Source organism: Pirellulales bacterium, from assembly GCA_035546535.1.
GTDB lineage: Bacteria > Planctomycetota > Planctomycetia > Pirellulales > JACPPG01 > JACPPG01.
Window position 1 is genome coordinate 41,424 of sequence record DASZWQ010000017.1, and the last position, 22,694, is coordinate 64,117.

General features: G+C 62.4%; 21 protein-coding genes. 13 read left to right on the forward strand and 8 right to left on the reverse strand.

Annotated elements, in window-relative coordinates; all coding sequences use genetic code 11:
- Positions 1-250 precede the first annotated feature (250 nt).
- Together VHD36_01860 and VHD36_01865 are read right to left on the reverse strand one after the other, a co-directional pair.
- Positions 251-1,561: a Gfo/Idh/MocA family oxidoreductase gene (locus VHD36_01860; GenBank protein HVU86035.1), complete on the reverse strand. Its 1,311-nt coding sequence runs from the start codon at positions 1,559-1,561 to the stop codon at positions 251-253.
- Between the two features lie 96 nt (positions 1,562-1,657).
- The gene (locus VHD36_01865) at positions 1,658-2,725 is read right to left on the reverse strand and encodes an SUMF1/EgtB/PvdO family nonheme iron enzyme (protein HVU86036.1); all 1,068 of its coding nucleotides are present in this window, start codon (positions 2,723-2,725) and stop codon (positions 1,658-1,660) included.
- A 167-nt stretch (positions 2,726-2,892) separates the two neighbouring features.
- Here VHD36_01865 and VHD36_01870 point away from each other — a divergent pair, with 167 nt between their 5' ends.
- Together VHD36_01870 and VHD36_01875 are read left to right on the forward strand one after the other, a co-directional pair.
- Positions 2,893-3,924 (forward strand): FAD:protein FMN transferase, encoded by a 1,032-nt coding sequence (locus VHD36_01870; protein ID HVU86037.1) that lies wholly within the window; start codon positions 2,893-2,895, stop codon positions 3,922-3,924.
- Positions 3,921-4,787, forward strand: coding sequence for an SMP-30/gluconolactonase/LRE family protein (locus tag VHD36_01875; GenBank protein ID HVU86038.1), 867 nt, complete (start codon positions 3,921-3,923; stop codon positions 4,785-4,787). The genes VHD36_01870 and VHD36_01875 overlap by 4 nt, the downstream gene beginning before the upstream one ends.
- 131 nt (positions 4,788-4,918) lie before the next feature.
- Here VHD36_01875 and VHD36_01880 read toward each other — a convergent pair whose 3' ends face one another.
- Complete coding sequence (locus VHD36_01880) at positions 4,919-6,544, reverse strand: AMP-binding protein (protein HVU86039.1); 1,626 nt, start codon at positions 6,542-6,544, stop codon at positions 4,919-4,921.
- Positions 6,545-6,898: 354 nt separating this feature from the next.
- Complete coding sequence (locus VHD36_01885; protein ID HVU86040.1) at positions 6,899-7,597, reverse strand: CPBP family intramembrane glutamic endopeptidase; 699 nt, start codon at positions 7,595-7,597, stop codon at positions 6,899-6,901.
- Positions 7,598-7,817: 220 nt separating this feature from the next.
- Between VHD36_01885 and VHD36_01890 the strand changes: the two genes are divergently transcribed.
- The 6 genes from VHD36_01890 to VHD36_01915 all read left to right on the forward strand — a co-directional run bounded on the left by VHD36_01890 (position 7,818) and on the right by VHD36_01915 (position 11,661).
- On the forward strand, positions 7,818-8,129 hold the full coding sequence (locus VHD36_01890; GenBank protein ID HVU86041.1) for a hypothetical protein: 312 nt from the start codon (positions 7,818-7,820) through the stop codon (positions 8,127-8,129).
- 353 nt (positions 8,130-8,482) lie between these two features.
- Positions 8,483-8,770 carry a hypothetical protein gene (locus VHD36_01895; GenBank protein ID HVU86042.1) on the forward strand — a complete coding sequence of 96 codons (288 nt, stop codon included), beginning with the start codon at positions 8,483-8,485 and terminating at the stop codon, positions 8,768-8,770.
- A gap of 310 nt (positions 8,771-9,080) precedes the next feature.
- Positions 9,081-9,437 carry an STAS domain-containing protein gene (locus VHD36_01900; GenBank protein HVU86043.1) on the forward strand — a complete coding sequence of 119 codons (357 nt, stop codon included), beginning with the start codon at positions 9,081-9,083 and terminating at the stop codon, positions 9,435-9,437.
- A gap of 104 nt (positions 9,438-9,541) precedes the next feature.
- The gene (locus tag VHD36_01905; protein HVU86044.1) at positions 9,542-9,979 is read left to right on the forward strand and encodes an ATP-binding protein; all 438 of its coding nucleotides are present in this window, start codon (positions 9,542-9,544) and stop codon (positions 9,977-9,979) included.
- Between the two features lie 176 nt (positions 9,980-10,155).
- Positions 10,156-10,653 carry a formaldehyde-activating enzyme gene (fae, locus tag VHD36_01910; GenBank protein ID HVU86045.1) on the forward strand — a complete coding sequence of 166 codons (498 nt, stop codon included), beginning with the start codon at positions 10,156-10,158 and terminating at the stop codon, positions 10,651-10,653.
- A 144-nt stretch (positions 10,654-10,797) separates the two neighbouring features.
- Positions 10,798-11,661 carry a methylene-tetrahydromethanopterin dehydrogenase N-terminal domain-containing protein gene (locus VHD36_01915; protein ID HVU86046.1) on the forward strand — a complete coding sequence of 288 codons (864 nt, stop codon included), beginning with the start codon at positions 10,798-10,800 and terminating at the stop codon, positions 11,659-11,661.
- A 61-nt stretch (positions 11,662-11,722) separates the two neighbouring features.
- Here the strand turns inward: VHD36_01915 and VHD36_01920 are convergent, their stop codons facing one another.
- Positions 11,723-12,247 carry a hypothetical protein gene (locus tag VHD36_01920; protein HVU86047.1) on the reverse strand — a complete coding sequence of 175 codons (525 nt, stop codon included), beginning with the start codon at positions 12,245-12,247 and terminating at the stop codon, positions 11,723-11,725.
- Positions 12,248-12,419: 172 nt separating this feature from the next.
- Between VHD36_01920 and VHD36_01925 the strand changes: the two genes are divergently transcribed.
- Positions 12,420-13,451, forward strand: a complete 1,032-nt coding sequence (locus VHD36_01925) for a molybdopterin-dependent oxidoreductase (protein HVU86048.1) — start codon at positions 12,420-12,422, stop codon at positions 13,449-13,451.
- Between the two features lie 10 nt (positions 13,452-13,461).
- Here VHD36_01925 and VHD36_01930 read toward each other — a convergent pair whose 3' ends face one another.
- Entirely contained in the window at positions 13,462-15,951 is a 2,490-nt protein-coding gene (locus VHD36_01930; GenBank protein ID HVU86049.1) for a WD40 repeat domain-containing protein, read from the reverse strand.
- A 35-nt stretch (positions 15,952-15,986) separates the two neighbouring features.
- Positions 15,987-16,850 (reverse strand): alpha/beta hydrolase, encoded by an 864-nt coding sequence (locus tag VHD36_01935; GenBank protein HVU86050.1) that lies wholly within the window; start codon positions 16,848-16,850, stop codon positions 15,987-15,989.
- 238 nt (positions 16,851-17,088) lie between these two features.
- On the opposite strand from VHD36_01935, the gene VHD36_01940 reads away from it, so the two are divergent.
- Positions 17,089-17,727, forward strand: a complete 639-nt coding sequence (locus VHD36_01940; GenBank protein ID HVU86051.1) for a hypothetical protein — start codon at positions 17,089-17,091, stop codon at positions 17,725-17,727.
- Positions 17,711-18,046: a transcriptional regulator gene (locus VHD36_01945; protein ID HVU86052.1), complete on the forward strand. Its 336-nt coding sequence runs from the start codon at positions 17,711-17,713 to the stop codon at positions 18,044-18,046. The genes VHD36_01940 and VHD36_01945 overlap by 17 nt, the downstream gene beginning before the upstream one ends.
- A 15-nt stretch (positions 18,047-18,061) precedes the next feature.
- Here the strand turns inward: VHD36_01945 and VHD36_01950 are convergent, their stop codons facing one another.
- On the reverse strand, positions 18,062-18,820 hold the full coding sequence (locus VHD36_01950; protein HVU86053.1) for an enoyl-CoA hydratase/isomerase family protein: 759 nt from the start codon (positions 18,818-18,820) through the stop codon (positions 18,062-18,064).
- A gap of 293 nt (positions 18,821-19,113) precedes the next feature.
- Between VHD36_01950 and VHD36_01955 the strand changes: the two genes are divergently transcribed.
- Positions 19,114-20,277: a lipid-binding SYLF domain-containing protein gene (locus VHD36_01955; protein ID HVU86054.1), complete on the forward strand. Its 1,164-nt coding sequence runs from the start codon at positions 19,114-19,116 to the stop codon at positions 20,275-20,277.
- Positions 20,278-20,552: 275 nt separating this feature from the next.
- Complete coding sequence (locus tag VHD36_01960) at positions 20,553-22,676, forward strand: 3-hydroxyacyl-CoA dehydrogenase NAD-binding domain-containing protein (protein HVU86055.1); 2,124 nt, start codon at positions 20,553-20,555, stop codon at positions 22,674-22,676.
- The last annotated feature ends 18 nt before the right edge of the window (positions 22,677-22,694 follow it).

Here is a 22,694-nt window from a genome sequence, read left to right on the forward strand (position 1 = left end):
CGTAGAATTCGCGCAGCCGTTCGATAGGCCGGCGGTTGCGAACGTCCTCGGCTCCAGGTCCCATTTTACCGGCCGGAGTGGCCTGATTTCGAGACCGGATTTGTCGATTAGTTCGCGTCCGCGTAAGTGCGCGGAAGCCTTGTCGGGCGTCGTCCCTACGAGGGGCTGAGGCTTGTGGCGCGCACAAAAAAGCGAGGCGCCACTGGGGCGCCTCGCGTTGAAATGCATCCTTGATTGAGCAAACGCTCTTCTACACGACCTGCGTTACGCCCGGCGTGGCCACGACCGGCGTCGGCGGCGAGGCGGTCCAGGCGTATTCCTTCGGTGCGAGGTTGATATCCGAACCGAGCGCCTGCTCCCAGGTAATCATCTTGCCCGAGTAGGTCGCCATGCGGCCGAGAATTGCCGTCATGCTCGACAGGGCACCGTTTTCGGCTTCGTTCAGCGGATAGCCCGCGCGGATGCTGGCGAACAGGTCGTCGTGCTCGACCTGGTACGGATTCTTCTTCTCGCCGCGGAAGCGCCAATCGTCCCAACCCTTGATCTTGATCCGCCCTGCGCTGATATCCGATGTGCCATGCGTGCCGATGGCGTGTTCGGTGACACTGTCCCAGCAATTGGGGATATGGCGGCAATAGCTGAACATCCGCGATCCATCGGCATACTCGAACTCGACCGCGTGATGGTCGAAGATTTCGCCGAAATCCTTGCCCGTGCGCACCTGCCGACCGCCCATGCCTTGAGCACGGACCGGGTAGCCGCGCTTCAACCAGTTGACCACGTCCAGGTTGTGGATGTGCTGCTCGACGATATGGTCACCGCACAGCCAGTTGAAGTAATACCAGTTGCGCATCTGGTATTCCATGTCGGACTGATTCTCGGTGCGCGGATGGACCCACACGCCGGCGCCGTTCCAGTACACACGTGTGGCCAGGATGTCGCCGATCGCCCCGTCTTGCAGACGCTTGATCGTTTCGATGTACGACGCTTCATGATGGCGCTGCAGGCCGACGCCAACACCCAAACCTTTTTGACGGGCACTCTGCGCGGCGGTCAGCACGGCCCGCACACCCGGTCCGTCGACGGCGACTGGTTTTTCCATGAAGACGTGCTTGCCGGCATCCACGGCGGCCTGGAAGTGGACGGGGCGGAAGCCCGGCGGCGTGGCCAGGATCACCAGGTCGATTCCCGCGGCGAGCACTTTCTGATAGGCGTCGAATCCGACGAAGCGGCGTTCCTCAGGCACGTCGATCCGGCTGGCAATTTCGCCTTCCTTCATCAAGCTCTGATGGCTGCCGTCGAGCCGATCCTTGAAGGCGTCCCCCATGGCAACGAGCTTGACGTTCCCCTTCGTGCGCAGCGCCTGGCTGGCAGCGCCGGTGCCGCGGCCACCGCAGCCGACCAGGCCGATCTTGATCGTGTCATCGCCGGCGGCATGTGCGTAACGAGCCGGACCGAGAGTGGCTGCCAGACTGCCCCCCACGACTGCCACGGTCGAGCTTTTCAAGAACGAACGACGAGAAGCATTCTGCGGATCGTTGGCTGGGGCATGCTCTGACATAATCCTGCTCTCCTCAAACAAGGGCGGGTCTGGTGTTGTGAAATTATTAAAGGTTGCGTTTGGCCGCCTCGCCATCGGCGAGCGCGTGCCATTGAATTACTGCTGCGAAGCATCGGCCGAGAATTTGATTTTCTCCTCGGCCGAGGGTTCATTCAGCGGGCGAACCACGCGGAACCCCAGAAACAAGGCATCCGTATAATACCAGATGCTCTGCGGAATTTGAGGATCCTGCTGCTTCCATTCCTTACTCGAACCGCGTCGGGCGGCACTGCGCAGCGCCGCCGGATCGTCATCCCACGACCCCCCGCGCACGCTGCGCGGCTCGACCTTTGTCGCCACGACAAGCGGGTTGGCGCCCGTCGCCTTCGTGTAGGCGTCCGGCGCGTACTGGTCGACGCACCATTCAGCCACGTTGCCGTGCATGTCGTGCAATCCCCAGGGATTGGGCTTTTTCTTGCCCACCGGGTGATATGCTTCGTTGCTGTTGTCGTAGTACCAGGCGTAGTCGTTCAGGTCGTCGGGGCTGTCGCCAAACGAATAGGCGGTCTTCGTGCCTGCCCGGCAGGCGTATTCCCATTCGGCTTCGGTGGGCAAGCGGTAATAGTGCCCGGTCTTGGCCGACAGCCACTCGCAGTATTTCTTGGCCGCGAGCTGCGTCATGCAAATCACCGGGTAACCTTCCTTACCCATGCCGAAGGTCATGTCCGTGTACGGCTTCGTCGGTCGGGTGACGGCGTCTGCCAGCTTGTCGAACTCGGTCGGCTCGCGCCCTTCGACTTTGCGCCGTTGAATGTCGAGACTGAACATGAACAGTTCGTACTCGTTCCACGTGACCTCGCACTTTCCCATCCAGAACGGGGCGATCTCGACCTCGTGCTGCGGCCCTTCGTCCTCCTTGCGCTCGGCTTCGCCGGCGGGGCTTCCCATCACGAACTTGCCCCCGGGAATCGGCACCATGTCGAACTTGACAGGCGTGCCGGGGATTTGCTCGGTGTAAGGTTTCATCTCCGCTTCGGCCTTGGCTTCGGCGTCGGGATTCGGCGTGGCCGCTTTGCCTTCGGCCGCCGGGAGCCGAGAAATCGGAACCGCGGCTGCCCATAGAAGGATTGCGGCCAACAGGCGCACGCTTCGCAGAAGGATCAACAATCGGTGCGTCATCATCATCGAGACTATAATTTCCAAAGGTTCAAGAACTCTCGCCGGTCACTTGTCGTGCGGCGATACTCGTTCCGCGGTCACGATGGCCGGAACGATTTTGTAGCGATGTCAGCACATCAACCAGGGCATCGGCAGGGAAATACATGCAGGGGGGATGGTCCAAACCCGGCTCCGTGCTGCGACTGTTGGCACTGCCACTGGTATCGCTGTGTACCGTCGCCGGGCGGCCGGGAATCGCTCCCCTGCGGGCCGCGGACACCTCTCCACTTGGGCGTTACGAGTTTGCACAAGTCGAGATGGGGATGCAATTCAAGCTGCTATTGTATGCAGCCGACCAGACGGCCGCAAATCGAGCCGCCGCAGCAGCTTTCGACCGGATTCACCAGCTCAATGGCGTGATGAGCGACTACGACCCGGCCAGCGAATTGTCGCGTTTGAGCGACACGGCCGGGCAGGGTCGCGCCGTCAAGGTCAGCGACGACCTGTGGTTTGTCCTGGTCGCCGCGCAGCAGCTTGCCGAGCGATCGGACGGCGCCTTCGACGTGACGGTCGGGCCCTACGTGAAGCTGTGGCGCCGAGCGCGGCGCGAGAAGGAAATGCCCCCCGCGGCTCGCATGAAAGATGCACGGCAGGCCGTCGGCTATCGTTACGTCAAACTCACAGCCGAAGACCGCGCGGTCGAATTGCTGCGGCCGGGCATGCGGTTGGATTTGGGCGGCATCGCGGTCGGCTACGCAATCGACGAGGCGATGATCGTCTTGCGCCAACATGGCATCACCCGCGCCCTGGTCGACGGTAGCGGCGATATCCTGGTCAGTGATCCCCCGCCCGGCGAACGGGGATGGCGGATCGGCGTGGCACCGCTGGAAGCCAAGAACGGCCCGCCGAGCCGTTTCCTGTCGCTGGCAAATTGCGCCGTGACGACCTCGGGCGACGCCTGGCAGTATGTCGAGCTGGAGGGTAAACGCTACTCGCACATCCTCGACCCGCGCACGGGGCTGGGGCTGACGGATCGCAGCCTGGTGATCGTCGTGGCGCGCGACGGCATCACGGCCGACAGCCTGACGAAGGCCGTGGCCGTGCTTGGGCCGGGCCAAGGTCTGGAACTGGTGACGGAATATCCTGGCGCGGCGGCGCTTGTGCTGCGGCCCGCGGATGGCAAAATCGTGCAGGAAGAATCGAGCAATTTCAGGAGCTTTGAATGAAGATCTATCTGCTCTTTGCCATCATCGTCGTGAGCGCCGCACTGGCAAATGCCGCGGAATCGCTCATCGCCCCCGGCGGCGAAGTAAAGAAGCTCGCCGGGGATTTTGCCTTTACCGAAGGGCCGGCCGCCGATCGCGATGGGAACATTTATTTTTCGGACATACCCAATAACCGCATTATGCGGTGGGGAAACGATGGTCAGCTTTCCACCTTCCGCGAAAACTCGGGCGGAGCGAACGGCTTGTGCTTCGACAAGCAAGGAAATCTGTTGGCATGCGAAGGCGGCGCGCGGCGGCTGACGTCGATCTCGCCCGCCGGCGAAGTGACCGTCCTGGCCGACAGCTACGAGGGCAAGAAGCTGAATAGCCCCAACGACCTGTGGATCGATCCGCAGGGAGGGGTGTATTTCAGCGACCCGCGCTACGGCAACATGGAAGGTCTGGAGTTGCCCGGCTTTTACGTCTTTTATTTAACGCCCGATCGCAAGAAGCTGACGGCCGTGATTACCGACATGGTGAAGCCGAACGGCGTCCTCGGGTCGGCCGATGGCAAGCAGTTGTTCGTCGCCGACGCCGGCGGCAGCAAGACGTACCTCTACATGATTCAGGCTGACGGTTCGCTAACTGATAAGAAGTTGTTCGCCGGGCAGGGGTCCGATGGCCTCGCGCGTGACGAGCAAGGAAACATCTACCTGACCGGCGGCGGGATCACGGTCTACGCGCCAGGGGGCGAGAAGCTGGAAACCATCGCCGTGCCCGAGGGCCCCGCGAACCTGAAGTTCGGCGGCCCGGATCGCAAGACGCTCTACATCACCGCACGGACTTCGTTCTACGCGGTGCCGATGCGCGTGCGCGGGCAGTAATCGCTTCTCAGAAGAGAAGAAGTTCGCCACCGAGGGGCGCACGGCTAAACGAGTCCCGGGTGCCACACACGCGATCCTTCTCGGCGACCTCTGTGTGCTCGGTGGCTAATCCGTCGGCCAACGAGAACCGCTTACGATCGCGCGCCGGCCGCTTCGCCGCCGAATCGCTCGAGCGCCAGCTCTTTTAGTCCGCGCAGATCGAGCTTGCCGGTACCCAGGACCGGGATCGTTTCGACTTTGCAGAAGCTGTCCTGCGAAGGAATCCAGATATTCGGCAATCCCTTCGCCGCCAGGTCGCGACAGATTTCATCGATCGGGCGCGGCAAGTCCGTATACAGCACGACCAACCGCTCGCCGCGAGTCGGATCGGGCACACCCGTGACCGCGAAGGTCAACTCATCGGGGTCGGCCTCGGTGACGGCCTGGATCGTTTCTTCGACCTTGATGTGCGGCACCATTTCGCCGCCAATTTTCGAAAATCGGCTTTGCCGCCCTGTAATCTGGATGCAGCCATTCGAGGTCACTAGCCCGACGTCGCCCGAGTTGTACCAGCCGTCTTTGATGACCTTGGCCGTCAGGTCGGGGCGGTTCAAATAGCCCTTCATGACATTCGGGCCCTTGAACCAAAGTACTCCCTCTTCATTCGGCCCGAGGTCTTTGCCCGTCTCGGGATTGACGGCCTTTACTTGGACGCCGGGAATGGGGCGCCCCACGGTGCCCTCTTTGCACGTCAATTGTTCGGGGCTGGTGGCACGTGTCTTTGGGACGTGAAAGGCCACGATCGGCGACAACTCGGTCGTGCCGTACCCTTCGCCCGGGCGGACGCCGAACTTTTTTTCAAAGGCCTCGGAGAGTTCGATGGGCAGCTTCTCGGCTCCTGTCAGTACCATTTCGACGCCGGCGAAATCCTCAGGCGGGCAGCGACGCAAATAATTTCGCAAGAACGTCGGCGCCGACACCAGGATCGAAACCTTGTGCTTGCGGCACATCTCGCCCACCTGCCGCGCCTCGAGCGGGCTGGTGTGATAAGCCCCCTTGGGATCCAGCGACAGCGCGGTCCACAGCGTGGTCGTGAAGCCGGTGGAATGAAAGAAAGGCAGGATGCCCGCCACGCAATCATCGGGGTTCAATTGCAACAAGTAATCGACGCATTCCACGTTCGAAGCGACATTACGCTGCGTGAGCATCACCCCCTTCGGTTCGCCGGTCGATCCCGAGGTAAAGATCACGGTCAGCAGGTCGTCGTCCTTGATCTTGTCCACGCCCAAGATCCGTTCCAGGATCGGCATCGGGCATACGAACGCCTGAAACGCCGCGATCAGTTTGTCGACGGTCGTGACCTTATCTTTGAAGTCTTCCAGATAGACGAGATCGGCATGGATATCGAGATTGAATCGCTCGAGTACCTTGCGGCTCGTCAGCACGTGCTTGATCTCGGCCTGGCGAATGCACGAGTTCATCACGTCGGACGAGACCGTGTAGTTCAAATTCACGGGAATTCGCCCGCACAGCGGTAACGCAATATTGGCCAACACCGCTCCCGCCGAAGGAGGAACCAGGATGCCGACGAATTTTTCATCGGCTCCGAGCACGTTGCGCAAGAGCAAGCGGCGAAAGATCAGCGTGCGCAAGAGCAGGCTGCCACCGGTCATCTCGACGCCCGTCGTATCGACAATCTTCGTGGCTTTCCGCCGGCGCCGGCACATGTGCAGGAACTCGCGCGGCATGATCATCGGCTTGGGCATCGGTTTGGCCACGGTCGGACAATCCTCAGGGTTGTTGCCCCGCGCGAAGGCTCGCCCGCGCGATGCTGGTTCTTGAAAATCAGAAGATCCGGTCGACAATCAGGAACACAAACGACACGTCGCGGTCAACTCCGCGCCCCTCTGCCGCGCCACGTGCATGCCGTCCGGAGGCTTTGACGCGCCGCCGGCCGAAATCGTCACAATGCGTTACCCGTCCCTTGGCGACGCCCCTTGGCGGACGACCGCCCTCCCTGTCCAAAAAGATACCTGTTCGCGAGCATCCCAGGTAGGCGATCTGACGACCACCCCGCCCGACGGGCCTGCCACCAGGCCTATTATCGTCATCCTGTCCGCGATCGGTTGCCCTCAGAAATACCCCAGCCAGACAAGTCCCCACGTCAGCAGGCCTGCGTCCGTCAGGGCGTGCGAGAGCCAGGCGGCATGAATACCTCCCGGCTGGCGGGCCAGCAGGCTCCAGGCCGCGGCCACGACCGTTAGCGCGACGAATACAAGGGCAAATGCGGCGAGCGTGACGCCTCGCATATTGGCGAAGATGAACAAATGCATCGCCGCGAACGCCGCGGCGCTGCCGAGTATTCCCACGGCATTGCCGAAGCGGCGCGACAATTCAGGGTCGAGCCACGCACGAAAGTGCAGCTCCTCCAAGGCGGAATTCAACGTGGTGAGAAAAACCACGACGGCCACCGCGCGCCAGGGAGTGATGCTGAACCGCGCATCCATGTCTTGGCGCAAATCGCCAGCTTCGATGCCGAGATACGCGGCCAAGGGAGGCAGCCCCGCCGCTGCGATCGCGACGGCAACCAGGGCAACGGCCACGGCGGCCGTCCATACGCCGGCGCCAGGGCGTGGTTCGTCGACGGGCCATAGACACGCCAGCCCACGTCGCCCATCCACGCCCCACCGCCAACCGACGGGTGCGACGAATTGCAGGACCTTGTAGGCGGATTGCGCGATGTAGTTTTGCCCTAGCCAAACAAGGGATGCGGCTTTAAGGGCAAATGGCCCGGCAGCCAGAACAATCAACAGCCACGTCATGATCGGCATGCCCCTCTCAACTGGTACTTCGCCGTGGAATCCGAGATCTTGCCGCATCGGCGAGGGGTCACGCTAGCAGTGGCGCCGCCGGCCGTCAAATTGACCTAGGGTGTACCAAAGGCTAACGCAGGAACGAGCTGCTTGGCCAGAGTCGCCTTGCCGGCATTTGACAGTTCCGGCTAGATTTCGCCGGCGTTTTGGGACCGGCTTCACCTGTGATGGAGTTCGCATGTTTCGCCAGTTGAGTACGTTCCTGCTCGGGATCATCGTCGGCGGAGCGCTGGTTTTCTTCGGACAGCGCTATCATGTGCTGCGCACCGACCGGGGACTGGAAACCGTGCCGAAGCTCTCCTCGGGATTCAACGATACTTATGTCGACGTGCGGAGCTTCCAGGCGGCCGATTGGGAACGCCACAAGGAGCTGGCCGCGGCGATCGTTCATGCCAAGCGTGAAGATTTGCTCGGCGCCTCGGCCAGCGATCAGACACGACAAGGTATCGGTCGTTTCGTCGATCAGTTGCGGAACCTGCGCAGCAGCTAATCCGGCCGCAAGTGAAGGATCGTGGTGCTCCGTGCGCGCCGACCGCTCGGTCTGTGCGGGACCTGCCGACCGATCCGGCCAAAACGATCGTGGCGCGGGCCGCGGGCTCTCCCGGATGGCGTAACATTCGTTCTTCGCTGCGGGGTCCTGCGCCGTCCGATTCCTGCGCGGCACACGATCCTTGCGACTGGCATGCTCGTTGCGCGTGGCGCGCGTGACAGGAGCGGTACAAGCCAGACGCCACGCGACGTCGCTGAAGTCTTGCTCCAGGCCGGCTCGATAGATTCCCGTGGGACGCGCGCTTATCGTTCCCGTCGCACGCACGTGCCTGTCCAGGGAGAGGAATTCGTTCGATGGAATTCAATCGTAACCATTATTTTCTGGCCGGGCTGGTCGTCCTGATGCTCGGCATTCAGATGCGGATGGTCGATTCCTTCGTTCTCTCGAGTGAAAGTACTCGTTTCTTGGCAACGAAGTTCCCCAATGCCAAGGGAGCCACGATCGCGCAGATGGCTCCCGCTGGCAGTTCCTCGGGCCCTCGCAAGACACTTCGGCCGCCGGAATGGTTGGGCTGGGCTCTGATCTCGGCCGGCTCGGTCCTTGTCCTGCACAGCCTCGCCATGCCCCGGCCCGCTGGATAGGCGACGCGCTCGCCAGAGCCTGCGGCATCGCGGTTCATGACTGGCTCGCGTGCTCGTCGCGGCAGGGGTGAAGGCATTCTGCTTGACACCCCCCGACCGCGGCATAACATTGGTTACTGGAAATGCTTGCGTCAAAAGGTTGAGCTTTTCGTCGCTGCTTCGTGCTGTTCTAATAGCGGCCGTTAAGGGCTGCCGATTGGCAAGCTATGCTGGCGGGCGGATGCACGAAATCCGCCGAATCATCATTCACAGTAATTCGAGCCAGACAGCGGGGCTGCCGTGCAGCTCTGCTGTCGTGCAGGAGAAGTCAATGGCTGCTCAGCGCCATTTAGAGGTCACGGATGTCGGCGACGTAACGGTCGTGCGGCTCACCGACCGTAAAGTCGTCGACGAGACGAACATCCAGGAGTTGGGGCGAGAGTTATTTGCCTTGGTCGAGGAAGAGCACCGCAAAAACATCGTGTTGAACTTTGCCGCCGTGGGATTCCTTTCCAGCTCGGCGCTCGGCAAGTTGATCACGTTGGAAAAGAAGGTCAAAGCCTCGGGCGGCAAACTGCGACTGAGCAATATTCGTCCGGAAATCTACGAAGTGTTTGCTATTACCAAGCTGAACAAGCTGTTCGAGATCAAGGACGACGAAGCCGAAGCGCTGGCTGCCTTCGGGTAGTCGGCACTTGCGGAAAAACGCATAGGTTGGATTTGCCCCGCGGCGGGTGCCTGCGAGTTGCTGGCACGTGTCGCCCAACGCACGCATCCTGGGCTACCCACGTTATGACGGCAAACGGCTGGCATTGGAGGACCGAGCAGGTCATTCCAAGCGATAACGGAGCCGGAAAAAAGGTTCTCGACGAGATCCTTGGGCAACTGGCCACCCACGACTGGGGACAGCGCGACATCTTTAGCGTGCACCTGGCATTGGAAGAAGCCCTGGTCAACGCCATCAAGCACGGCAATGGCTGCGATATATCGAAGTCGGTACACGTGGTCTGCGAATTGACCAAGGATCGCCTGTTGGTGCAGATCGAGGACGAGGGACCGGGATTCGATCCCGACAATGTTCCCGATTGCACGGATGCGGATCGCTTGGAAATGCCCTGCGGCCGCGGCGTGCTCTTAATGCGCAGCTTCATGTCGAGCGTCGAGTTCCGCGATAAGGGGAACTGCGTCGTCATGACCAAGTGCCGCCAGGAAGGCGAAGACGCCGCCTGAGAGGCCCTTGGGTTCGCCTGTTTTCTCTGCGCGCCACATCTGCGCACACTCCTCTGTCACTTGCCGGCACTCTGCCAGCCCGTTGCATTCGCGTTTGGGTTTGTTATCGTGACGCGTTTGTCGAGCCACACGTGTTGTTGGCGGTGCGAGTTACGGCATTCCACGGAGAACCAGCCATGTCGATGTACGTTGGAGAAGCCCTGGTAGGCGAGGGAAATGAAATCGCCCATATCGATCTGTTGATCGGCTCGAAGGATGGGCCTGTCGGCACCGCGTTCGCCAACGCGCTGGCCACGCAAAGCGAAGGGCACACGAACCTGCTGGCCGTGCTCACGCCCAATATCGCCGTCAAGCCGTCGACCGTGCTGATCACCAAGGTCACGATCAAGGGCATGAAGCAGGCCGTGCAAATGTTCGGTCCCGCGCAGGCCGCCGTGGCCAAGGCCGTGGCCGACCAGGTGGCCGCCAACGTCATCCCCAAGAACCAGGCCGAACAGCTCGTGATCGTGTGCGGCGTGTTCATTCACCCGCAAGCCGAAGACGACAAGAAAATCTACGAGTTCAACTACGAAGCCACGAAGCAAGCGATCGCCGCGGCCCTGGCCAGCAAGCCCTCGGTCGACGAAGTGGTCGCCAACAAGGACTCGGCCAAGCATCCGTTCCGCGGCTTCTAACTTCGGTCGAACCCGCAGCGGACTGGCTGGCCGCTGCGCCTGTCGCGACTGGACTACCGCGCCCCCTCTCGCGGCAATGGGAGAGGGGCGCGCTGGAGCGCCGTTGTATGATCGTCGCGCCGTGCTCGACAGTAGCAGGCTCCCATGAGCAAGCCTAATATCCTCGTCCAGCTCGATACCGACGAGCAACCGAGCGTGTTTGACTCGGTGGTGGCGATCGATGCCGGCGCCGAACATTTGCTGCGTCACCATGCGATCACGCCCGAGAATGTGCGCCAGCGCGTGCATGGCGCAATCTTCACGCGCGGGCCCGACGACCTGAAGCACACGGCGCTCTTTGTGGGTGGTTCCGACGTGGCTCGCGGCGAACAGGTGCTGGCCGCGATCGTCGCCTCGTTCATCGGCCCGTTGCGGACGTCGGTGATGATGGATTCGGGCGGGGCGAACACCACGGCCGCTGCGGCCGTGCTGGCGGCGGCAAAACATGTTGATCTGGCTTCGACCGACGCTCTGGTGCTGGCCGCTACCGGGCCTGTCGGGCAGCGTGTGGCATGGTTGCTCGCGCAAGAAGGGGCCGCGGTACGCGTCGCCTCGAGGCGGCAAGAACGTGCCGCGGAGGTGGCAGCCCGCGTGCGCGACAAAACGGATTCGTCGCGACTGACCGCCTGGGGCATCAGTTCACCGGCTGAATTGGATATAGCGCTCGAAGGCGTGAATCTGGTGGTGGCCGCCGGCGCCGCTGGCGTCGAGCTGCTGCCGCAAGCGGCGATCGACCGCGCCAGGCAATTGCGCGTGGCCATCGATCTCAATGCCGTGCCGCCGCTAGGTATCGCCGGCGTCAAGGTGACCGATAAGGCGGTCGATCGCAAAAACGTCATCTATTACGGCGCGATCGGCGTGGGCGGCACGAAGATGAAAATTCATAAAGCGGCGGTCAAGGCCCTGTTCGCGTCGAATGACCGCGTGCTGGATGCGCCAGAAATCTTCCAGATTGGCCGCGAGCTGTAAATGCTGCTCTGCACGCAGCTTTTCCAGCCGACGCGCAGAATCGCCTGTCGACCTCGTTTTCTCAGCGTTTCGACAAGTACAATAACACGCCCAGCGCCGCGACCAGGATCACGATTGATCCGACGAGCATCACGGCATTGGATATCGCGCGGCGCCGCACGCGTTCGTCATGCAGGACGCGTTCGGCCCGCCGCCCCGAACGATCGTCGGGGGTGATTGCGTCGGCCTGCGAAAAGAGATCGACCACCTCGTTCGCGCCTGAAGGTGATCGCGACTGCGTCGACGTCGTCGGCATTGCCGCCGGCTGTGGCAAGTCGGCGTCGATGGCCGAGCTTTTCCCAGCGGCTTCGGTTTCCGGGGTAGTCTGCCAGAGCTTGGTTCTCGTCCCTTTGCGTTTGCCCGTCGGAACCGACCGCCTCAATTCCTCGACCGAAACCTCTTCGACGCCGGTCGCCGTGTCGTCCGGCGCTTGCGGCACCAGCAGCACATTGTCGCAGGCGGGGCAGATCGTTTGCTGACCCGCCTGGCTGGCGTCGACTTCCGAGACCGCACCACAAAAGGGGCAGCCAAATTGCAACACCGCCACGGTTCACTCTCCGGCGCATACGCTAAGGTGTGCATGACTCCAGTATCTACGGCAAGAACGCGTTCCTATCATAAACCACTCGAGCGGCATTGCGCCAAGAGTGCAAGAGACAAGCGGACGCTCGGCGAGTTAGAATTTCTGTGCGGCGTCTCGCACTCTTTGTACACGGACCATGGCTTCGACAAACCGACGGCTACCGCCGCGCCAGCAACTCGCAGCGCCGGGCAAATGGCCCGCCGTGGGCGAACGTGCCGCTGTGGGGCCTGTCGGGCCCTGGCGCGTGGTCGTCGGCGGCGAGGTTGCTTCACCGCTGGATTTGTCTCTCGACCAGTTGCGGGCGCTGCCACGGGTCGAACGCACGATCGACATACACTGCGTGACGCGCTGGTCAAAACCGGAAATGCGTTTTGCCGGCGTGACACTGGCATGCCTTCTGGACATCGCGCGCCCGCATCCGGAGGCGAAGTTCGTGTCGTTCGTGGCCTACAGCGCCCGCAACCATAGCACTTCATTACCGCTCGCCGATGCGATCGCGCTCGAGACGCTGATCGTTTGGGAATTTGATGGTGCGCCGCTGCCGGCCGAGCACGGCGGACCGGTACGCGTGGTGGTGCCAAGCCGGTATTTCTACAAAAGTCTCAAATGGCTGCGGGCGATCGAAGTTCTGGCGATCGACAAGCCAGGCTATTGGGAAAGCGAAGCCGGCTATCACAACACCGGCGACCCGTGGCGCGAAGAGCGCTACATGGCGCCGCAACTGACGCGGCAGGAAATGCGGGCGGCGTTCGCCGCGCGCGATTCCTCAGGGCGCGATTTGCGCAGCATCGATGCACGCGGGCACGATCTCTCTGGGCTGCGCGCCCAAGGCGCGCTGTTACGAGATGCGAACTTCCAAGAGTGCCGCCTGGCCGGCGCGATCTTCGACGACGCGAACTTGAGCAACGCTCATTTTGCGGGCGCTGTTCTCGCGGGGGCGAGCTTTGCGCGGGCCGACGTCGAAGGAGCTGATTTCTCGGGCGCTGACCTCCGCGGGGCGAACTTCACCGGCGCCTCGCTCTTTGGGGTTACGTTTGGCGCCGTCGAGGCCGGGCAATCCTCCCGGCCCGCGATCGCTGACGCTACAACGCGGATCGATGCCGCGGGGCTCGAAGCGCTCGTGCCGCTCCAGGCGCAGCTCATCCGGCGGCTTCTCGCCTGTGGATAAATGCCCGCGCTCACCCCGCGGGCAGCGGATGTTTGAGCGCCGCCTCGGCCAACGGCGCAAGATCGTCCCTGGGTTCGCGATCGGCGAGCTCCTTCAAGAGCGCAATCGCCGCCGGGCTGCGCAAGCGCGCGAGCAAGGCCAACGCCCGACGCGCCGCCGTCGCGCGAATTGTATTGGAATCGGGCTTTTCCAACAGCAGCTTTTTGAGCCGCTGGACCCGTAGAGCCTCTTCGTCGGGGGCCGGCTTTCGGTGATTCTCCATCACGAATCTCGTGGCACGTAGCCGTTCACCCAATAACTGCAGGGCCACGTCCGGCTGTTCTTCTAAATCGCAAACGGCCTGATAGGCGCTCGCTATATCGTCTTCCGAGAGTCGACGCCAAAGCTCCTTAGGATCGGGTACTGGTCGGTGCTCGCCGCGACGCAAATCCCACACGTAGCCGACCCCATCGCTGCCGCCACTTAGGATCGTGCGGTTGTCATGGCCGAATGCCAGCGTGTACACGTAACTTTCGTGGCGGCCCACGTCCATGACCTTCAGGCCGGATTGGGCGTCCCACAATTCAACCTGGCCAGCCATACTGCCGGTGGCCAGATAGAGACCGTCCGGTGAGAAACTCAGAGCACCAAATACGAATCGGCCCTTCACCTGGAGAGTCGCGTGCGGCGTCATCTCAGGTAGTTTCCACAGTCGGACCTTACCGTCGAGTTGCGCCGTGGCAAGAAGATCACCCGCTGGTGAGTAGCAAACGGTGTACATACGCACGTCGCCGCCATCACCGCCAGCTTTCGTGGCCCTCTGCTCCTCGCCTGTATCGGCGTTCCAGAAGCGGACCATTTTGTCCCAGCCGGCCGTGGCCAGGGTCTTGCCGTCGGGGTTGAACGACAGGCCGTAAATTTGCGAATGCTCGATTTCGGCGATTTCCTTTTCCGCGTCGACGTCCCACAGGTACGCGGCATGCTGGCGAAAGACCGCACCGGCAAGTCGGCGATTGTCGGGCGTGAAATCGAGGCATTCGATGGTCGAGTACGGATCCGCGCCTTTCGGCCAGGTCCAGCGCCTGTGGACCTCGCCTGTGGCGGCATCGAAGATCAACGCGCGAACATCGTCATGGACGGTGCCGCCGGCGGCTAACAATCGACTATCGGGCGAAAAGCGCAATTGCGAGAAGGTCATCCCGTCTTCGTGCAACGCACGCAGTTCCTGTCCCTCGTCCGCGCTGACCAGGTGCAGGGTGCCACCGCCGCCGGCAAAGGCGACCGTCCGGCCGTCGGGCGACATCGTCACGACCGAGCTGCCGCGCGTGCCCACAGGCAGCGGCAATTGCTTGCGCGCGTCGACGTCCCAGCGACGGATGGCCGAATCCCAGCCCGACGAGTACAGCAACTTGCCGTCGGTCGAAAAAGCCAGTGCCCAGGGCTTGGACGTGTGGCCGTCGAGCGTGCCGATTTCTTCGCCGGTCGCGGCAGTTAGCAGATGCAGCTTGTCGTCCGTCGCAGCGGCTACGAGGAATTCGCCGCGGGGATGAAAAGCGACCGCGGAGGTGTAGTTCTCATAAGGATTGTCCAGGTTCAGGACCCGCGACCAGACTTCCTGGCCGGTCGCCACGTCATAGAGTCGCACGGCGCGATCGCGCTCGGTGGTAACCAGCCGCGTGCCGTCGGGCGAGAAATCGAGCCGCACCATCCACGCCTGCAACTGCACGCGCCGCAGCTCTGCTCCCGTCGCAGCTTCGAGCAACCTTAGCTCGTCCGGCTTTTCGCTCAGCACGACGGCCAGTGTCTTGCCGTCGGGTGAGAATCGCACGAAGCTGAAATGTCCCCCGAACGCCAGGCGATCGCTGTTCTTGTCGTTGCCGCGGGCTTTCGCGGCGGACAGCAGATCGGTAAAGCCACGGTTGGGAACCGTGTAGAGAATCTTTCCGTCGCGGCCTGCCACGACCACACCGCGCGCGGTTCCGTAAGCGAAAAGCTCGCCGTTTCCCGCGACGTCGATGGCCCGGCACTCGCTGGGTGTGGTCCGCTCGACCGGTGCCCCTTGTAAATCTGCATCCGGCTTGAGCGTCATCTGTCGACAACTGCCGTCGAGATCCCATACGAGGAGGTCGTCGCGTTCCCCCGGCGTATAGAAATGCTGGCCATCGGCCGCAAAGCAGACCGTGCGACAGCCATAAGAAGACATACTGTGGAAATAGGCCAACGCCGGCTTGCGAAAGCGTTGTTTGCCGGTATCCGTATCCCAGATGATCAACTGTTCGCCGATCGAGACCAGCGTCTTGCCGTCGGGCGAGAGAGCCAGATCGGAAACGCTGGATGGAGGCCGAAAGCGCACCGTGCCCAGACGCAAACGCGCGCCGTTCGGCAGCGGGTCGCCCAGCGCATCGACCCGCGGTGCAGGACGCGTTTCTTCCGCCGCACAGCTCGGAAAAGGGGCGAACCATAAAGCCAGGCAGACGGCGACGACGTTCCGTCGGCTGGCGTCTTGAACGCGCGATCGCATGAGCCCCCTCCTGGCGCGGCGTGCCTCGCACGACTTCATTTCTTGTCGTTGCTCTTATCGTTGGCGTCGAGGAACGCCACGAGCTCGTCGATGTATTCGCGCGGAATATACCCGGCCATGATCGCCGTCAAGTGCGACTTGCCGGGAAGCACGACGCCTTTGAAATTCTTCAGCTCGCGTTGCATCCGCGCGGTCTTGGCGTTCGGTCCGTCGAACTCGCCATTGATCGCCAGGACCGGGACGGTGACGATCGTAAGATCGATCTTCGAGCGCTCCTCGGGTTTCCACGGATATTGCCGCACGGCTGCCAGCGCCTCTTCGTCGCGATCGGGGTGATGCGATAGTTTCTCGCGCGCTTCGGCTTCTTGCGGGTCGGGGCCTGGCTTATCGGCGGGCGTCTTTTCTTTCCACGCGGGATCAACCTCCGGAATGCCTGATCCGCCGAACGATGCCGTAATGAATCGCTCGGGATGTTTTGCCAGTAGTTGGCCTGTAATCGCGCCGCCCATGGAATAGCCGTGGATGTGCGCTTTGGGAATCTTCAAATGGTCCATCAATTCGATTACGTCGCGGGCCATGGCCGGCCCGTATTTATCGGCGTCGTGCGGCTTGTCGCTGTTGCCGTGGCCGCGGCAATCGATGGCAATGACCCAATGATTCTTGGCCAATGCCTCGGCCACGCCGTTAGTGAACCAGTTGCCGCGTGCCGTGCCGGTGTAACCGTGGATCAGAACTACGGGATTGCCAGTGGCCGTCTCGCGTCCTGCTTCGATGTAATGAATCTTCAAGCTGTCGGACGTCTGGAAGTAGCCGTCGGTGCCCTCCACGCCCCAGGAGAACAGCGCCCGGTTCGCGGCTAAGACGAATACCAAGGCAGGCAGAATCGCGCGCAAGATCATGGCCACGCCTCCCTAAGAAGGATGCTTCCGGCAGCGAGACGGTTTGCCCATTTCAGGGCTTCCCCAACCGCGAAGCTACCAGATCGCGGCGCGTCCGGCGAGCGTTTTTCGGCGCCGGGCGGCCGCGGATACATTTGCCCGACAAAATTGGCTTGACCGAGGCGCTACCACCCGATACTCTTATTTAAAGAGTAATCGTCATGCAAGAGTAAACGGCGTTTCTCCCGGAGAGCTGGCGATGAGCGAGACCAATATCGAACGAGTCCGCGACGACCTGGCCGCGATGCGGCAAGCCTTGGGGTTTTCGCCGGCCTGCGAGCGCGACGTCATCGGGCACAACCTGGCCATGGCCGCGCTGGGTGTATTTTTGACTGCGGTCACCGCGTGGACGCGCGTGCCCGAGCCAATCGAGCGCGGGTCGCCCGCCCATCTGCGGTATTCGGCCTGGGTCGTCGTGCCGGCGCTCGTCGTTGTCGCGGTAATGCTGTTGGTTAGTTATCGCCGGCGCGGTTTGGCGCCACTCTTGTGGCGCGAGAATCGCCAATCGATGATCGTCGCCGCCGCGCTGGTGCCGTGTTATGTCGCGTTTGTCGCCTGGACAGCGTGGCTGGGGATCCAGGCAAGCGCGATCACGGTCGCGACCTTCTTCTTGTTCGGCTTGTTTATGTTCGGCACAGGGATTCTCGATCGCAGTCGGCGTTACTGGGTTGGCTGGGCCGTGGCGACCATGGCCGCCGGCGCGTGTGCCCCGCTGTTTTCCTTCAGAACGACGGGCCTGTTGATCGGCCTATGGTTGATGGCGGGCGGCATGTCGACCGTTCTCATCGTGCGCTGGATGCAGCGTCGCGAGGACCTGAAAAATGCCGGTCGACTTTAACGGACTCGATACGACCGTGCATGGCCCGATCCGGCTGGGAGTGCTTACGGCGCTGCGCGTCGACGGCGGCCTCGATTTCACGACGCTGAAGAAGCGCCTCGAAGTCAGCGACGGCGCGCTGGGCCTGCACCTGGAGAAGCTGGCCGAGGCGGGTTACATCCGCTGCCAGAAAGCGTTCGTCGGCGCGCGGCCCAAATCGACGTACCGCATTACGCCCAGCGGTCAAAAGGCCCTCGCGCAATATCTCGACGCGATGCAGGCCGTGATCGATTCGGTGAAAGACGCCAAGGGAAGGCCGCCGACGGGCCTCACAAAATAACCGCGGGTTTCGTGATCAACCCTTGCTGCTGATCGATTTCGCCGCAAAGCGCCCCACGCTCTCCAGGACGGCGGGCGAGCACCAACGTTCGATGATGGCCGCGTCCTCGCTTTTTGTCAGTCGCTCGGCCGCGTCGATCATCGGCCGCCGCACGGCCAGTTTAGTGGCCGCGTACGTGGCAGGTGGAACGGCGGACAACTCCTCGGCAACCGCGCAGGCTCGGGCGAGCAACTGCTCGGGTTCGACCAGCTCATCGACCAGGCCGCGAGCCAGGGCTTGCTCGGGCAGCCAGGTGCGGCCGGTGAGAATCATCTCCGGAAAATGTTGCGGCGGAGTGGCGAACCGCGCGATCTCCAAGGCCCACGCCGGGAATTGCACGCCGACCAGGACCTCGGTCAGTCCGATTTTTGCCTCACCGCGCGCGAGCAATCGCACGTCGCAAGCCAGCATGAGGATCGCGCCGCCGGCGATCGCGTGACCGTTGGTGGCCGCCACAAGCGGCTTGGGAAACTTCACCAGCCGCTCGAAGCCGCGCGTCATCAGCGGGATGAATTGGCGGACATAGTCAGGCCCGCCGGCGACGAGCGCCGGCAGGTCGACGCCGGCGCCAAAAATGCGTCCCTTGCCAGTCAGCACGACCGCAGTGCACTCGCTGCGTTCCACATGCGAGAGGGCCTCGATGAGCGCCTCGAGAAACGAGATATCCAAGGCGTTGCCCCGGCCGCGCACCATGTGCAACACCGTGACCGAGCCGCGATGCTCTAGTTCGATCATGACGAGGTTCCCCCGAAGACCGTCACCAGCTCAGGCGCTGCTAGCGTCTGGTTCGAAAGGGCACGACGCGAGGCGCCATAGGTATTCGATACTGTCAGCGCGGTTCAATGTAGCCGGCATTAACACCCGCGGATACATCCGGCGGTTCCATCCTGACAGCATTCCGGTCGGCAAATCGACCTGGACCGGATTGCTCATCTGGTCTAAGTTTCCCTCCCGCTTGCTTTTGACACAGGCTCGCGCGCCTCCCGCGGCGTACCCGAAAGTTACCGCCACCAATCGGAGACCGACCGATGCGTTTGCGCCACACGATTCTCAGTTGTGCTGCGATTGTCGGCGTAATGGTTGGCGCCAAGGCGACTCACGCGCAAACGGTCGAGGCGCAGACGGTCGCGGCTTCCCTCGAAGTGCTGCAAAGCTTCACGGATTTGCGCGCGACGTCGATACCGCGCTCGATGCTGGCCGACGCTCAGGCGATTGCCATCATTCCCAACGTCGTCAAAGGTGGTTTCATTATCGCCGGCCGATTCGGTCGCGGCGTGGTCCTGGTGCGCGACCCCAGCGGCGCGTGGCGCGCTCCGTTGTTTATGACGTTCACCGGCGGCAGCGTCGGCTGGCAGGTCGGCCTGCAATCGACCGATGTCGTGCTGGTGTTCAAGAATCGCAAAGGGCCGGACACGATCCTCAACGGGAGCGAATTCACACTCGGCGCCGATGCCTCGGTCGCCGCTGGGCCGGTCGGGCGGCAAACTTCGGCCGGAACGGATCTCAAGCTAAGCGCCGAGGTCTATAGCTATTCGCGAGCCCGTGGGTTGTTCGCCGGGGTCGCCTTGGATGGCTCGGTGCTAAAAATCGATAATCGGGCCGTGGCGGCCTACTACGCCAACGGCACGGTCGTGCCGCCGCAGGCCGAGCAGTTGGTCGAGATGGTCGCGCGGAACACGATCGGCGCGCCGCCGATCAATCCCTCCGTCATACCGGCGGTGAACATGGTGCCCGCCACGCCAACGGCCGTCGACCAGTTACGTCAAGGCCTGATCGACGCGTCACGACGTCTCGATCCGCTGGTCGATGATACGTGGCGAAACTATTTGGCGCTGCCCGTGCCGACGATGGCCAATCAGCCGGCCCCCCTTCCTGACTTGAACGCGGCGCTCGTGCGTTATGACCGCATCGCGGTCGATCCACAGTACCGCTTGCTGGCCGATCGGCCCGAGTTTCACGAGACGCACGACTTGCTCAGGCGCTACGTTTCGGCGGTCAACGCGGCCAGCGCGCCCGCCGCGGTAACAGGCGTGCCGATGCCTCCCTTGGGCAATCTCCCTCCGCCGCCTCCGGCCAACGCTCCTCCGCCGGGTGCGCCCGGTCTTGTGCCTCCGGTGGTCGTTCCTCCGGCCGCTGTGCCCCCTGCGCCCCCTTCGGCAGCGGCTCCGCAGCAGATTCTGCCTCTGCGGTAAGTCTCTTCGCTCGCGTCAGCTGAATTTCGAGTCGTGCATGATTCGTTGCCCGAAATGCTCGGTTGCGCGCTTCGCGTGGCTCGCCGGCGAATCAGGGGATTGAACGCCGCGTCGCGCGCCCTTAGTATGACGCGCTTCGGGCCGGCAAGCGGCCGCTTTCCAGCCGATTCCGGCCTGGGTATCGCTACGTGGGGGATCATCCGCAAGGACCATCGATCGTACGTCGGCGATAAATCGCCGCGCCGTTCAACCATCAAATCGTCGAGAGCAAAATCATGAGCGAAGTCGTGCATCTTGAGCGTCGTGGTGATGTGGCCCTGATTACCATCGATTCGCCGCCGGTGAATTCGCTCAGTACGCCGGTTGTCGAAGGGATCTTCTCGCGCGTGGCAGAAGCCAACAAAGACGCGGGCATTCGCGCCATGGTCATCACCGGGGCTCGCGACAATTTCATCGCCGGCGCCGATATCACCGGCCTGCAGGCGCTGGCCGAGGGCAAGGGCAAAGTCGACTCGCAGAATATCGGCGCCCTGACCGGCAAGCTCGAAGAGTTGGAAGCCAACGCGAAGCCCGTCGTCATGGCTATCGACGGCTTTGCACTCGGTGGCGGATTGGAAGTGGCCATGGCCGGCCACTGGCGGGTCGGTACCACGCGCTGCCGGTGCGGATTGCCCGAGCTGACGCTGGGGATCATTCCGGGCGCCGCGGGCACGCAGCGATTGCCGCGCATCGTCGGCGTGCAAAAAGCCACGGAGATGATGCTCACCTCGGTCGAAGCTCGCGGCAAAGAGGCTCTCGCCCTGGGCATCATCCAGGAGATGGTCGAGCCCGAGCGGTTGATCGATGCCGCGATTGCCGCGGCGCGCAAGCTGGCCGACGGCCAGGCGAAACCGGTTCGGGCTTCGCAGTTGAACGACAAGATCGGCACGCCCGACGAAGCGCGCATGATCATGGAAGGGGCCAAGGCGATCGGCGGCGACAAGCTGCGCAACCTGGTCCACCCGCACCTGTGCATGGACGCTATCCTTACCGGCGTCACCGACGGCTACCAGGCGGGGCTCAAGCGCGAGGCCGAGAACTTTGCCAAGTGCCTGGCCAGCCCCCAGGCGGCCGGCATGATCCACATCTTTTTCGCGACCCGTGCTGCGCCGAAAGTTCCCGGCGTCACGGATCAAAAGTTCGAGCCCAAAGCGATTAAACGCGTGGCCGTGCTCGGCGGCGGCACAATGGGCTCCGGCATCGCCACCTCGCTCTTGCAGTCGGGCTTCGAAGTCGTGCTCAAGGAAGTGAACGCCGAGTTCGCTGAGGCCGGGCGTGGCCGCATCCAGTCGAACCTCGAATCGCGCGTCAAGAAAGGCAAGCTCGCCCAGGACAAATACGATCAGATGATGGCCCGGCTCGCGCCGCAAATCGATTACACAGGCTTCGACAAAGTCGACATGGTGATCGAGGCCGTGATCGAGAACATTGAACTCAAGCAGGGGGTCTTCGCCGATCTGGAGAAAGCGGTGCGGCCAGATTGCATCCTGGCGTCGAACACATCGACCATCGACCTGGACGTGATCGGCGAGAAGACCAAGGCGCAAGATCGCATCCTCGGGACGCACTTTTTCTCGCCTGCCCATGTCATGCCGCTGGTCGAAGTCGTGCGCAGCAAGAAGACCAGCCCACAGGCGCTCAATTCAGCCATCAACCTGGTGAAGCAACTGAAGAAGACGCCGGTCACGGTGGGCAACTGCGTAGGCTTCCTCGTGAACCGGATATTCTTCCCGTACGGCCAGACGGCGCTCTTGCTCGTCGATCACGGCGTCGACTTGTACCGCTTGGACAAAGCGGTCTACGACTGGGGCATGCCGATGGGCCCCTTCCGCATGTCGGATCTGGCGGGCGTTGACGTGGCGAAATTCGCCGGCGGCATCCTGGCCAAGGCCTACTCGGATCACAACTACGTCTCGACCTTGGTTGATCACCTCTTCGCGGCCAAGCGCTTCGGCGAGAAGACCGGGCGCGGCTACTACAAGTACGAAGGCAAGAAGGCCGAGCACGATCCGGAGCTGGCTGGCTTCATCGCCAAGGCTCGGGCCGACGCAGGCAACCCAGCCGTGATGGAAGTTTCCGATAAGGATATCGTCGAGCACGTGATGTTCGGCGTGGTGAATGAGGCTTGTCGTTGCCTGGACGAGGGAATCGCCATCCGGCCGTCCGACATCGACGTGGCTTGTGTGATGGGGATGGGATTTCCCGCTTACCGCGGCGGCGTGATGAAGTGGGCCGACACGCTGGGCGCAAAATACATCTACGACAAGCTCGCGGCCTGGCACAAGAAATACGGCCCCGTCTACGAGCCGTGCGATTATCTGAAGCGCAAGGCCGAGAAGGGTGAAAGCCTGGAGAAGTAAACGCTGAGCGCGAAGTGC